The sequence below is a fragment of the Frateuria sp. genome (genome assembly GCF_013362045.1).
In the GTDB taxonomy this organism is placed as follows: domain Bacteria; phylum Pseudomonadota; class Gammaproteobacteria; order Xanthomonadales; family Rhodanobacteraceae; genus Frateuria_A.
On record NZ_JABFWW010000161.1, the window covers coordinates 1 to 12,178 of the forward strand.

Sequence of the window (12,178 nt, forward strand, 5' to 3'; positions counted from 1 at the left end):
CGGGGCAACGCGATGCCGGCTACGGACCGGGATTGTTCGTCGACAATATCGACGATCAGCCGCGCATCGGGCACACGGGCGGCTCGCTCGGTTTCACGGCGGCGAACGAATATTTCCCGCGACAGGACACGCAGATCATCGCTTTCACGAATTCCGTGAGCAGCCCGGAGCCGGGCGAGACCATTACCACGGCGATTTTCGAGGACCTCAACTCCGCCATTGCGGCTGCCGCGATGCGCCCGAGCCCGGGGGAGGACCCTGCGATGACCGCGAAAATCGAAACCTATTTCCCGCAGTTACAGGCGGTGATCGAGCGTCGCCTTACCTCACTGCCAGGCTCAACAAGAAGATGGGAGCGGGTCTGGCCAAGCGCCTCGCTGACGAATTCAAAGGCTATGGTCGACCCACCGCCTTTGTTTTCAAGGGCAGGCACACCAACGCGGGCATGACGTTCAACGACTACGTGATCCACTTCAGGCCGGGTAGCCTCTTCAAGTTCGGCATTGCGCTCGATGGGACGGGCAAGATTGCCAGCATCTCGTTCGGATGACAGCGAGCCATCGAAACGGCTAGCTGCCCTGCTTGGATAAGCAGCCCCAATGGCGCGTTCGCCTGGAGGCCTAGCCATCTGGACTTAAGCGGACAAGCAGGCGTGCAGCTCGGCTGCGGTGGCACGCGACCGGACGTTGATCGCGGCATGCGTGCGCGAACAACTTGCCGTTCACGAGGAGATCATGCACTCGATCATTGCACCGCACTGCTGCGATGGCTGGAAGACGTGGTCGCATGGTCGCACGTCGACCCGCGCGCCACTGAATATTTCAGCCAGCGTGCCGGGTCGTGCGGTCGAACCAACCGAGGAAGTCGTCCTGCATGGCGGGTGACAAACCGTGGTCGCCAGGGTAAAGGTGCGTTTCGTGCCGAACGCCGAGGTCGGTGAGCCAGGCATCGGCGCGATGCGCCCAGTCGACGGGGAGCTTGCTGTCGTCGCGGCCATGGCCGATGAAGGCCCGGATGGAATGCAGCGCCTCCCGGGCGGCCAGGCGCGGCTCCAGTTCGGGCAGGATGCGACCGGCGAGCACGCCGAAGCCCGCAACGAGGTCCGGTCGCGTGAGCGCGACGCTCGCGCTCATGATGCCGCCCTGGCTGAAGCCGGCGACGACGGTGGCGGTCGGCGGTACGCCGTAGTGGGCCTGCATTTCCCCGACGAACGTGGCCAGGCGCTGGCGGCTTGTCTCTGCGGCGGCGAGGTCGGGACGCGGGCCGTGTGGACCGAAAGCGACCCGGAACCAGGCGTACTGGCCCGGGCCGAGCGTGAGCGGACCGCGTGCGAGCACCACGACCGTATCGGAAGGCACGCGCGCGGCGAGCGGCGCGAGATTCGTCTCGTTGCCGCCAACACCGTGCGCCAGCACCAACAGCCGCGGCGGCTCTGCAGGTTCGGCGTCCGCGAGGTAGGCGAGCGAGTGGTCGGTGTCCGGCATCGAGCTCATGCGGCCTCCGCCAGCGCGTCCGCCGGCAGTCCGAAGCCGAACGAGTCCATCGATAGCACGCCGTAGGTCATGCCGCCCTCCACGAGGCGTCGCGGCTCGCTTGCATCGCTCGCGCCCAACGCCACCAGCAAAGGCAGGTAATGCTCCTCGGTCGGATGGGCACGTGCCGCATGCGGTGCCCGCTCGCGGTAGTGCACGAGCGCGTCCACATCGCCTCGCGCGACCGCATCGGCGATCCAGTCCGCGAACACCTGCGCGTATTCGGGGTCGTCGATGTGCTGGCGGAACTCGTAGAGGTTGTGCGTCAGGCTGCCCGAACCGACGATGAGCACGCCGCCCTCGCGCAGCGGCTTCAGCGCTTCCCCGAGGCGCAGCGCATCGGTGGTTTGAATGGAATGCGGCAGGGAGACCTGCAGCACCGGCACATCGGCTGCCGGCTTGAGGTAGCGCAGCGGCACCCAGGCGCCATGGTCGAGGCCGCGGCCGGGGTCGAGCACCGCATCGAAGCCTGCGGTCTTCAAGCGATCGACGATCTGCGACGCGAGCCGCGGTTCGCCGCGCGCCGGATACTGCAGGGCATACAGCGGCGCCGGGAAGCCACCGAAATCGTGGATGGTTTCCAGCGACGTCGCGGCGCTGACGCGCACGCCGTGCGTCTGCCAGTGCGGGGATACGACAACGATCGCGGACAGGCCCGCAAGCCGTTCGCCGACGCGCTGCAGGTTCGGGCCCAGCAGGCCCGGCTCGAGCGCGAACATCGGTGAACCGTGGGAAACGAACAGGGAGGGGGCGCGGGACATGGCAACTCCATGCCGCGGGCATACGGCCCGCGGCGGGCATACGGGGAGGAATCAGCGGGTCGCGGTATCGCGACGGCGCAGGACACGCGACTGCAGATTCAAGAGGCCCGGGCCGTTCGCGGCGAGCGTCAGGAAACCGCCGGCGATCGCGACGTTCTTCCAAAAATTGATGGCTTGCATCGGATCGGCGAAGTTCGCGTGGAAGACCAGCGCCGAGGCAATCGAGAACGCGGCCAGTGCGAGCGCGGTCCAGCGGGTGAACACCCCTGTCAGGATCGCGAGGCCGCCGCCGAGCTCGAGTGCGATCACCAGCGGCAGCAGCACGCCGGGCACGCCCATCGATTCCATGTAGCCCTGGGTAGCGGCGTAGCCGGCGATCTTGCCCCAGCCGGAAACGATGAAGATCAGCGACAGGCCGACGCGGCCGAGCAGCGAGAGTAGTGCGTTCATGGCAATGCTCCTGTGGGTCAGCCGCGGCGGATCCAGGTCGGGGCGATGCCCGTACCTTGGCCGGCGCCGTAGCCGAGATAAATGTTCAGGCCGGCCAGCGGTTCAAGATAGCGCGCGTTCCTGAGCGCACCAGCGTCGATGACATCGAAGCCGATGCTTTGGGCGAGCGTCGTCGCAGTGGCCTTCGCGCGCGACGAATCGGACGCGACGAAGGTTGGCGCCGTGCTGCCGTCCGCAAACGCCGGGCCATCCGCGATGACCTGCGCGAACAGCGTGTTGAACGCCTTGACGACTTCGGCGGCCGGGAAGGCCTTGGCGATCTGTTCGGCGGCCGAGGTGTCGTGCCCGATCGTCAGGCCCATGTAGTCGGCCGTGAGCGGGTTGGTGACGTCGACGACGACCTTGCCGTCGAGCGGGCCAGCGTTGTCGAGTGCGGCGACCGCCCGTTCGTAGGGCGTCGCGACGATCACGGCGTCCGCGTCGGACGCGCTGCCGGCGGCATCGACCGCGGTGACGCCGGGAATGCCGGCGGCCACGGCCTGTGCCTTGCCGAGGGAAGTCGCTGCGATGCGGACGCGGTGGCCGGCGCGGGCGAACTGTCGGGCGAAGGCCGAACCCATGTTGCCGGCGCCGATAAGGAGGATGTTCATGAGGGTGTCCTGAGGGAAAGAGGCCCGTCAGCGGGTGACTGCCACTCTATTGGCCCATCGGCTGGCGATAAACTTGGCTTTGAGTGAAATACTGTCAACAGAATCGAGACAATCGCCATGCTCGACCTCCAGCAGCTCGGCAGTTTCCTGGCGGTCGTCCGGGCCGGCAGCTTCGTGGGCGCGGCCGATGCCACCGGCCTGTCGAAGGCGGCCGTGTCCCGGCACGTGGCCGAGCTCGAAGCGCACCTGGGCGTGCGGCTGCTGCACCGGACGACCCGGCGCCTCTCGCTGACCGACGATGGCCAGCGCTTCCACCTGCAGGCCGTCGAGCTGGTCGCGGCGCTGGAGGAACTGGAAGCGGAAATCGCATCGAGCGGCGGCGAAGTGACCGGCCGGCTGCGGATCAACGCGCCGCTGACCTTCGGCAACCTGCATCTCGCACCGTTGTGGCCGCGCTTCATTGCCGCCCATCCGAAGGTGTCGCTGGACATCACGCTCAACGACCGCGTGGTCGACCTCGTCGAGGAAGGCTACGACCTCGCGATCCGCATCACCGACCGGCTCGACCCGCAGCTGGTCAGCCGCCGCCTCGCCACGGCGCGCATGGTGCTGTGCGCTTCGCCCCACTACCTTGCCGCCCACGGCATGCCGAGGCATCCGCGCGAGCTCGCGCATCACCCGGTGTTCGCATACAGCTACTGGTCCGGCGGCGACGACTGGGTCTTCCGCGGCCCCGAAGGCGAGGTCGCCGTGCGGGTCAGCCCGCGCATCCATACCAACAGCGGCGACACCTGCCGCGCCGCCGCCCTGGAGGACCAGGGCATCGTGCTGCAGCCCGATTTTCTCGTCGGGCCGGATGTCAGGCGCGGCGCGCTGGTCGAACTGATGCCGGAGTACCGCTCCATCGAGCTCGGCGTGTTCGCCGTCTATGCCACGCGCAAGCACATGCCCATGAAGACCCGGCGCCTGATCGACTTCCTTGTCGAGGCCTTCGCCACGCCCATGTGGTAGCGCCCAGGCTTGGCGGCGGATCTTGGTCCATCGCCTGGCGAGGTATCAGGCTAAAGAGGCGGTTGTGTCTTCGATCGGCGCTTGGGCTTCGCTTCCGTCGCGGCGATGAGTTCCTGCAGGTAGGCAATCCCTTCCTCCTCCGGAAAGAAGGAGACCACGTCGGCGACGGTCAATCCGTAGCGCTCGCGTAGCGCCATGAAATCCGCCTTGGCTTGGAACAGGCGAGCATGGGCTGGTTCTTTCTTCGGCATGGGCCTCTCCTTGCCCTGTGTGTTGTTCTTGCGGTCTAGCGCCGCGAGCTCTTCCTGGAACTGACGGAAATCGTAGGTGCTGGGCTTCATAGGGAAATGGGTCAGGGATCACCCATCATGGCACGCCCGGGCCCCTCCGCCTCCGACACCCTGGCGCCTGGCAATGTGGCGCGGTTCCTTTGTCGTTGGGCACGCAACTACCTGCGCGGCGGGTATTGCCAGGCCGCATGAAAATGATAATAATTCGCAAGAACTTGCCGGCCGGGCGTTGATCCGTGCCGGGGCCTGACCCAGCCAGCGCCAGGGCAGGCCCGCCATTCCACCAACTTTTGCCGATCGCGTCCCCGCGAGGGATGCGTGCGGCCCACTTTCCGACATCGCAGGCCCACTTCATGCGCGTACTTCCCCTCACTCTTTCCTTGCTGGCGGCTTTGGGTGCTTCGAACGCATCCGCCGGCGAAGCCAATGCGGATCAGGCCAAGCTGCTGCCTGGCGTCAAGGTGCAAGCCACCCATCCAGGTGACTACCACGCGTCGGATGCCGTCAGCGCGACCAAGATCGATGCCCCCCTGCGTGACGTGCCCCAGACCGTCAATGTCGTGCCGGCCAGCGTGCTGAGGGACCAGCATGCCAGCTCGATCCAGGACGCCTTGAAGAACGTGCCCGGCGTGAGTTTTTCGACGGGGGACGGCCAGCGCGACCAGGTTTCGATCCGCGGCTTTACCGCCATTGCGGACCAGTACGTCGACGGCATCCGCGACGACGCGCTGTATTTTCGCGACCTATCCAATATCGAGCGCATCGAAGTGCTCAAGGGGCCGGCCTCCGTGTTGTATGGACGCGGCTCCTCCGGTGGATTGATCAACCGCATCAGCAAGCAGCCCGGCAGCGATGGCGGCGAAGTGGCCCTCAGCTACGGCAGTTGGGCGGACCGGCGCGGCGAGCTGGACATCGGGCATCGCTTCGGAAACGACGGGAACGCCTGGCGCCTCACCGGGGCCATGGAGGATGCCAACGGCTATCGTGACCCGCAGTTCCTGAGGCGGCAGGCCATCGCGCCGTCATTGCTGCTGCATCCCGGCCGCGATACGACGCTGTTGCTGCAGGCGGACTACCTGAAGGATCGCCGCGTCACCGATTTCGGCGTTCCCGCCTATCAAGGTCGTCCGGTCGACGTGCCGCGGGGCACCTACTACGGTGCAGCCAATGCGCGTGACGTCGACACCAGCGAGTCCACGGTCAAATCAACAACGGCGACACTGACCCACGCCTTCAACGACCAGCTGTCGCTGCGCAACGCCTTGCGCTGGTACGGCTACATCTTGGATCGCAACAACACGCTTCCGGGCAACGTCAACGAAAAGGCGAAAACGGTCTCGCTCAATCGCTCGAACGTCTATCGCCAGGAGCACGGCTGGTTCAATCAGACGGAGCTCAACCAACGCATCGATGGCGAAGCCATCAGCCAGAGCCTGCTCTACGGCGTGGAGCTGGGGCAGCAGAACAAGTCGCTGTTGAATCGCAGCGCAAGCGGCGTCGCCACTGTGGACTTGTTCCACCCCAGCCTGCCCGTGTTGCCACTGACGGTGGCGCGCGCCCCCGCGGCCGACAATCTGGGCCGCTTCAAGACAACCGCCTTCTACCTGCAGGACATGCTTGGCCTGGGAACGCAATGGAAGGCCTTGCTCGGCCTGCGTTACGACCGCTTCGAGCAGGAAACCCAGAACCATCTGCCCGGGCAGCCGAACCTTTCGCGCACCGATACCGCATGGAGTCCGCGAGCGGGTTTGGTCTGGCAGCCGTCCGCAGTGCAGTCGTACTACGTGTCATGGAGCCGCTCGTTCCAGCCTTCGGGTGAGGCCTTCGCGCTGGCAGCGAACAATGTCGATATCGCTCCCGAACGCACGCAAAACACGGAAGCCGGCGCCAAGTTCGATTTCCTGGATGGGCGCGTCACCTTCACCGCCTCCGTGTTCCAGCTGGAACGCAGCGGCATCAAGACGACGGATCCGGTCACCCTGAAGGTGCTGCCGATCGGCGACCAGCGCACCCGTGGCGTGGAGCTCAGTGCCGCAGCCGATCTGGCCGACGGCTGGCGCATCCTCGCCGGTTATGCCTTCCTGGATGCGCGCATCACGCGTTCGATCGCGAGGGATGCCGGGAAACCCATCCAGGGCAATCGCCCCACGCTGACGCCGCGAAACAGCGGCAACGCCTGGGTCACCCGTTCGTTCGCCGAACACTGGCAGCTGGGCGGGGGCTTGAACCTGGTGGGCGCCCGTCAGGCCAACACAGGCAACACGGTGACCCTGCCCGGGTATGTGACTGCGGACATCATGGCCCGGTACCACACCGGTCCCATCAGCCTGCAACTCAACCTCACCAATCTCTTCGACACGCGCTACATCGTGTCGGCGCACGGCAGCAGTCCCAACCTCAATCTGCCGGGCGCGCCCCGCGCGGCAAACCTGACGCTGCGATATCAGTTCTGACGTCCCGTCACGCATGGTTTCTGCCAGTGGGCCAGGGCACCGGAACGATAGGGATCGCACGGCGACGCCGAGGCCATCGCGGGGACTCAGCGCATCTGCCGGGTATCGCCGGTGTTCGTGAGCAATGTGATCGACGCGGCCGTGGCCCGGGACTGGAGCCAGCGTCTCAGATCGTCTAGCGGTTAAACTGTGCCTTTGGAGCGTTGCCAGTCCATGGGTTCCAGAACACGCCGGAACCGCGCATCGCTCTGCCCGTCCCCGCCCGCCGCATGGAGCGGCGCGGCCCACGCCTGCGAGAGGTCCCCGAAGTGTCCGAGAGCCCGAAGATCATCTACACGCTGACCGACGAAGCGCCCTTCCTCGCCACCCAGTCGCTGCTGCCGATCGTGCAGGCGTTCGCGCAGACGGCGGGGATCGAGGTGCAGACGCGCGACATCTCGCTGTCCGGGCGCATCCTCTCGCAGTTTCCCGAGTACCTGAAGGACGGCCAGAAGGTCGCCGACGATCTGGCCGAGCTCGGCCAGCTGGCCACCACGCCGGAGGCCAACATCATCAAGCTGCCCAACATCAGCGCCTCGGTGCCGCAGTTGAAGGCCGCGATCAAGGAACTGCAGGCCCAAGGCTATCCGCTGCCGGACTACCCGGACGAACCGCACGGCGACGTCGAGCAGTACAACGTCAAGGCGCGCTACGACAAGGTCAAGGGCAGCGCGGTGAACCCCGTGTTGCGCGAGGGCAATTCCGACCGCCGTGCGCCGCCTTCGGTGAAGAACTACGCGCGCAAGCACCCGCACAAGATGGGCAAGTGGAGTGCCGACTCGAAGACGCGCGTGGCGCACATGGACGGCGGCGATTTCTACGGCAGCGAGAAGTCCGCCACGATGGAAAGCGCCGGCAGCCTGAAGATCGAGCTGGTCGGCAAGAACGGCGCCGCCACCGTGCTCAAGGAAAAGGTCGCCGTGCAGGCGAGCGAGATCGTCGATGCGGCAGTGATGAGCCGCAGCGCGCTGGCGCGCTTCGTCGACGCCGAGATCGCCCGCGCCAAGGCCGATGGCGTGCTGTTCTCGCTGCACCTCAAAGCCACCATGATGAAGGTCTCCGACCCGATCATGTTCGGCGTGGTGGTGGGCGAGTTCTACAAGGACGTGCTCGCCAGGCATGCGGCCGAGCTCAAGCCGATCGGCTTCGACGCCAACAACGGCATCGGCGACCTCTATGCACGCCTCGCCCAGCTGCCGGAAGAAAAGCAGGCGGCGATCAAGGCCGACATCGAGGCCGAATACGCCAAGCGGCCGGCCGTGGCGATGGTCAACTCGGACAAGGGCATCACCAACCTGCACGTGCCTTCGGACGTGATCGTCGACGCCTCGATGCCGGCGATGATCCGCGACTCGGGCAAGATGTGGAACGCGCAGGGGCAGCTGCAGGACACCGTGGCGCTGATCCCCGACCGCTGCTATGCCGGCATCTACCAGGCGGTGGTCGAGGACTGCAAGGCGCACGGCGCGTTCGATCCGGCCACCATGGGCTCGGTGCCCAACGTGGGCCTGATGGCGCAGAAGGCCGAGGAATACGGTTCGCACGACAAGACCTTCCAGCTCGGCGCCGACGGCACCGTGCGGGTGAGCGACCAGGACGGCCGCGTGGTGTTCGAGCACGCGGTGCAGGCCGGCGACATCTGGCGCATGTGCAACACGCGCGATGCGGCGATCCGCGACTGGGTCAAGCTGGCCGTCACCCGCGCGCGCCTGAGCTCGACGCCCGCCGTGTTCTGGCTCGATCCCCAGCGCGCGCACGACGCACAGGTGATCGCCAAGGTCGAGCGTTACCTCAAGGACCACGATACCGCCGGCCTGGACATCCGCATCCTGCCGCCGGTCGAGGCCATGCGCCTGTCGCTTGCGCGCATCCGCAAGGGCGAGGACACCATCTCGGTGACCGGCAACGTGCTGCGCGACTACCTGACCGACTTGTTCCCCATCATGGAGCTGGGTACCAGCGCCAAGATGCTCTCGATCGTGCCGCTGATGGCCGGCGGCGGCCTGTTCGAGACCGGCGCCGGCGGCTCGGCGCCCAAGCACGTGCAGCAGTTCCTGGAAGAGGACTACCTGCGCTGGGATTCGCTGGGCGAGTTCCTCGCGCTGGCCGCTTCCTTCGAGCACCTGGCCGAGCGCTACGGCAATAAGCGCGCCGCGGTGCTGGCCAGGGCGCTGGACGAGGCCAACGGCAAGATCCTCGACAACAACAAGTCGCCCGCGCGCAAGGTCGGCGAGCTGGACAACCGCGGCAGCCACTTCTACCTCGCGCTGTACTGGGCGCAGGCGCTGGCCGCGCAGGGCGAGGACGCGCAGCTTGCGGCCACCTTCGCTCCGCTGGCCAAGGCGCTGGCCGACAACGAGGCGGCCATCGTGGCCGAGTTGAATGGCGCGCAGGGCAAGCGCGTCGACATTGGCGGCTACTACCACCCGGACCTCGGGCGTACCAGCGCCGCGATGCGTCCGAGCCCGACCTTCAACGCCGCGCTGGCCAAGCTGGGCAAGTAGCGCCATGCGAGGCCGCTGGCTGGCGCTGGGATGGATGCTGGCGCTGGCCGGCAGCGCCGGCTTGCACGCGCAGTCGGTCCCTGCCGCCGCTTCCAGCGTGCATGCGGTGGACCTGCCGGCGGTCTCGGTCAGCGGCGTGCAGCCCGGGCCGGGCCTGTGGAAGGTCAGCCGCGACGGGCACGTGATGTGGGTACTCGGCCTGGTGCCGGCGATGCCCGCGCAGGTGCAATGGCGCTCGGACGAGGTGGCCGCGGCGATCGCCGGTTCGCAGGAGCTGCTGGAGCCGCCGCGCGCCAGCTTCGAGGTCAAGATCGGCTTCTTCGGCAAGCTGTTCCTGCTGCCCTCGGCCTATGCGGCGCGCAAGAACGAGGATGGCCGGCATCTCGTCGACATGCTGCCCGCGCCGCTTTATCAACGCTGGCTGGCGCTCAAGGCACGCTTCATCGGCCGCGGCAGCGGCATCGAGCGCTGGCGTCCGATCTTTGCTGCGATGGAACTGGAAAAGCGCGCACGCAAGACCTACGGGCTGGCCAGCGACGCGGGCGTGCGCAAGGCGGTTGACGCGCTGGCCGAACAGCATGGCGTGCCGCGCGTCACGGCCGACTACAAGGTGGTGATCGAGCATCCGCGGGATGCGCTCAAGGCGTTCCGCCAGGCCGGACCGCAGGACACCGAGTGCTTCGCGCGCACGCTCGACAGCGTCGAGCACGACCTGCCGGCGATGAGCGCGCGCGCCGATGCCTGGGCGGTCGGCGACATCGACGCGCTGCGCCACATGCCGGACAGCCAGGCGCGCGATGCCTGCGTGCAGGCGCTCTCGGCGGCGGGTTTCGCCCGTCAGCTGGGGGTCGCCGATGTGCCGGCGAAGGTGGTCGCTACCTGGCTTGCCGCCGCGCGCAAGGCGCTGGCGACGAACCGGCAGACCTTCGCCCTGCTGCCGATCGACGAACTGCTGGGGCCAGGCCCGTACCTGCAGGCGCTGCAGGCCGACGGCTACGCGATCGAGGCGCCGGATGCCGAACCGCCGGAGCCGGGCGAAGCCGCGCCGGCCCCGCCGTCCTCCGGCGGCTGAAGGCTTCAGGTTTCCGCGCTGGCCAGGTCCAGCCGCGCGATCTCATCCGGCGCCAGCGCAAGCTTCACCGCACCCAGCAACTCATGCAGCTGCGCCAGGCTGGTGGCGCTGGCGATCGGCGCGGTGAGCCCGGGGCGGGCGATCAGCCAGGCCAGCGCGACCTGCACCGGCGTGGCGCGGTGCGCGGCGGCGACCTCGTCCAGCGCGGCGAGCACGCGCAGACCCCGCGGGTTGAGGAAACGCTTGGCCGCGCCGCCGCGTGCGCTGCTCTTGGCCAGGTCCGCCTCGCTGCGGTACTTGCCGGAGAGGAAGCCGCTGGCCAGCGCGTAGTAGCTGATGACGCCGATGTGTTCGCGCTGCACCAGCGGTTCCAGCTCGCGCTCGTAGCCGGCGCGGCGCAATAGGTTGTACTCGGGCTGCAGCGACTCGTAGCGCGGCAGGCTGTGCTCGGCCGACACCCGGAGCGCCTCGGCGAAGCGGTCGGCGGTGTAGTTGGAGGCACCGATCGCGCGCACCTTGCCCTGCTCGATCAACTGCCCGAACGCGCCCAGCGTCTCGGCCAGGGGCACCGTCGCGTCGTCCTCGTGCGCCTGGTAGAGGTCGATGCAGTCGACCTGCAGGCGCTTGAGCGAGCCCTCCACGGCCTGCTGGATGTTGACCGGCGACAGGCCCGGCTGCTCGGTCCACTTGGCCACCTTGGTGGCGATCACGACCTTGCCGCGCTTGCCGCTCCGCCTGAGCCATTTGCCGATGATCGTCTCGGATTCGCCCCCGCGGTTGCCCGGCACCCAGGCCGGATAGACGTCCGCGGTGTCGACCAGGTTGAAGCCGGCGTCGACGAACGCATCGAGCAGCTCGAAGGCGCGGGGTTCGTCCACGCTCCAGCCGAACACGTTGCCGCCGAAGGCGAGCGGGGCTATGGCGAGCGACGAGCGGCCGAGTGGACGCGGTGACATGGTCGGGATTCCTTGCGCGAAGGGATCCTTTCCAGATGGAGGGACGCCGCGAGGGAATCAAGCGTTGCGCGGGTGCCGCGCGGCGCACTCGCGCATCGCTTCACGGCGAGCTAGCTGACCAGTGCCGCACGCACCACCGCGCGCCAGCGCAGCATCGGCGGCACGGGCCGGGCTACGGGCGCGCGCCGGCCACGTGTTGCCGGCGCGTCCTCGCGCCAGCGCAGTTCGGCGGTGGGAAGGGCATGGCCGTGCAGGTACAGCAACTGCTTCCAGAGCGGTTTCATGGAGAAACTCCGGTGGGGTTGTTGCCTTGGGGTGTGCTCAAGGTACGCCGCCGGCAAAGCCCTAAAAAGCGATATATTCGCAAGTCAGCCTTGACTGCAATTCAAGGGTGGCACGACGGTTCGAGTGCGGGCCGCATGGCGGCGCGCGATGCATCTGGCCAGGAGAAGCTTCGATG

At 67.3% G+C, this 12,178-nt stretch carries 12 protein-coding genes; 5 read left to right on the forward strand and 7 right to left on the reverse strand.

The annotated features are described in order from the left end of the window. On the forward strand, positions 1-449 hold a 449-nt coding region (locus HOQ08_RS07780; protein WP_291193000.1), incomplete at its 5' end, for a hypothetical protein. A gap of 372 nt (positions 450-821) precedes the next feature. Here the strand turns inward: HOQ08_RS07780 and HOQ08_RS07785 are convergent. Genes HOQ08_RS07785 through HOQ08_RS07800 form a run of 4 tightly spaced genes read right to left on the reverse strand, consistent with a single transcriptional unit; the run spans position 822 to position 3,393 of the window. Beyond that, positions 822-1,493: a phospholipase gene (locus HOQ08_RS07785; RefSeq protein WP_291193002.1), complete on the reverse strand. Its 672-nt coding sequence runs from the start codon at positions 1,491-1,493 to the stop codon at positions 822-824. Further along, complete coding sequence (locus HOQ08_RS07790; protein WP_291193004.1) at positions 1,490-2,293, reverse strand: class III extradiol ring-cleavage dioxygenase; 804 nt, start codon at positions 2,291-2,293, stop codon at positions 1,490-1,492. The genes HOQ08_RS07785 and HOQ08_RS07790 overlap by 4 nt, the downstream gene beginning before the upstream one ends. Before the next feature lie 51 nt (positions 2,294-2,344). Then, a complete protein-coding gene (locus HOQ08_RS07795; protein ID WP_291193006.1) occupies positions 2,345-2,743 on the reverse strand; it encodes a DoxX family protein in 399 nt (132 codons plus the stop codon). Positions 2,744-2,760: 17 nt separating this feature from the next. Then, the gene (locus HOQ08_RS07800; protein ID WP_291193007.1) at positions 2,761-3,393 is read right to left on the reverse strand and encodes an NAD(P)-binding domain-containing protein; all 633 of its coding nucleotides are present in this window, start codon (positions 3,391-3,393) and stop codon (positions 2,761-2,763) included. Positions 3,394-3,510: 117 nt separating this feature from the next. Here HOQ08_RS07800 and HOQ08_RS07805 point away from each other — a divergent pair, with 117 nt between their 5' ends. Beyond that, positions 3,511-4,404: a LysR family transcriptional regulator gene (locus HOQ08_RS07805; protein ID WP_291193009.1), complete on the forward strand. Its 894-nt coding sequence runs from the start codon at positions 3,511-3,513 to the stop codon at positions 4,402-4,404. Between the two features lie 50 nt (positions 4,405-4,454). Here HOQ08_RS07805 and HOQ08_RS07810 read toward each other — a convergent pair whose 3' ends face one another. Beyond that, the gene (locus HOQ08_RS07810) at positions 4,455-4,745 is read right to left on the reverse strand and encodes a 2-hydroxyacyl-CoA dehydratase (RefSeq protein WP_291193011.1); all 291 of its coding nucleotides are present in this window, start codon (positions 4,743-4,745) and stop codon (positions 4,455-4,457) included. Positions 4,746-5,047: 302 nt separating this feature from the next. Here HOQ08_RS07810 and HOQ08_RS07815 point away from each other — a divergent pair, with 302 nt between their 5' ends. The 3 genes from HOQ08_RS07815 to HOQ08_RS07825 all read left to right on the forward strand — a co-directional run bounded on the left by HOQ08_RS07815 (position 5,048) and on the right by HOQ08_RS07825 (position 10,762). Beyond that, a complete protein-coding gene (locus tag HOQ08_RS07815; protein WP_291193013.1) occupies positions 5,048-7,147 on the forward strand; it encodes a TonB-dependent siderophore receptor in 2,100 nt (699 codons plus the stop codon). A gap of 308 nt (positions 7,148-7,455) precedes the next feature. Then, positions 7,456-9,690 carry an NADP-dependent isocitrate dehydrogenase gene (locus HOQ08_RS07820; RefSeq protein ID WP_291193015.1) on the forward strand — a complete coding sequence of 745 codons (2,235 nt, stop codon included), beginning with the start codon at positions 7,456-7,458 and terminating at the stop codon, positions 9,688-9,690. Between the two features lie 4 nt (positions 9,691-9,694). Next, positions 9,695-10,762 (forward strand): TraB/GumN family protein, encoded by a 1,068-nt coding sequence (locus HOQ08_RS07825; RefSeq protein WP_291193017.1) that lies wholly within the window; start codon positions 9,695-9,697, stop codon positions 10,760-10,762. A gap of 5 nt (positions 10,763-10,767) precedes the next feature. On the opposite strand, the gene HOQ08_RS07830 is transcribed toward HOQ08_RS07825, so the two are convergent. Together HOQ08_RS07830 and HOQ08_RS07835 are read right to left on the reverse strand one after the other, a co-directional pair. Next, entirely contained in the window at positions 10,768-11,718 is a 951-nt protein-coding gene (locus HOQ08_RS07830; protein ID WP_291193019.1) for an aldo/keto reductase, read from the reverse strand. 110 nt (positions 11,719-11,828) lie between these two features. Continuing rightward, positions 11,829-12,002 (reverse strand): hypothetical protein, encoded by a 174-nt coding sequence (locus HOQ08_RS07835; RefSeq protein ID WP_291193021.1) that lies wholly within the window; start codon positions 12,000-12,002, stop codon positions 11,829-11,831. Positions 12,003-12,178: the final 176 nt, after the last annotated feature.

Bases quoted from the DNA above. Each gene is read 5' to 3' on its own strand.
- HOQ08_RS07800 (WP_291193007.1), bottom strand. From the start codon at position 3,393: ATGAACATCCTCCTTATCGGCGCCGGCAACATGGGTTCGGCCTTCGCC.
- HOQ08_RS07785 (WP_291193002.1), bottom strand. From the start codon at position 1,493: ATGAGCTCGATGCCGGACACCGACCACTCGCTCGCCTACCTCGCGGAC.
- HOQ08_RS07830 (WP_291193019.1), bottom strand. From the start codon at position 11,718: ATGTCACCGCGTCCACTCGGCCGCTCGTCGCTCGCCATAGCCCCGCTC.
- HOQ08_RS07825 (WP_291193017.1), top strand. From the start codon at position 9,695: ATGCGAGGCCGCTGGCTGGCGCTGGGATGGATGCTGGCGCTGGCCGGC.
- HOQ08_RS07790 (WP_291193004.1), bottom strand. From the start codon at position 2,293: ATGTCCCGCGCCCCCTCCCTGTTCGTTTCCCACGGTTCACCGATGTTC.
- HOQ08_RS07805 (WP_291193009.1), top strand. From the start codon at position 3,511: ATGCTCGACCTCCAGCAGCTCGGCAGTTTCCTGGCGGTCGTCCGGGCC.
- HOQ08_RS07795 (WP_291193006.1), bottom strand. From the start codon at position 2,743: ATGAACGCACTACTCTCGCTGCTCGGCCGCGTCGGCCTGTCGCTGATC.
- HOQ08_RS07835 (WP_291193021.1), bottom strand. From the start codon at position 12,002: ATGAAACCGCTCTGGAAGCAGTTGCTGTACCTGCACGGCCATGCCCTT.
- HOQ08_RS07815 (WP_291193013.1), top strand. From the start codon at position 5,048: ATGCGCGTACTTCCCCTCACTCTTTCCTTGCTGGCGGCTTTGGGTGCT.
- HOQ08_RS07810 (WP_291193011.1), bottom strand. From the start codon at position 4,745: ATGAAGCCCAGCACCTACGATTTCCGTCAGTTCCAGGAAGAGCTCGCG.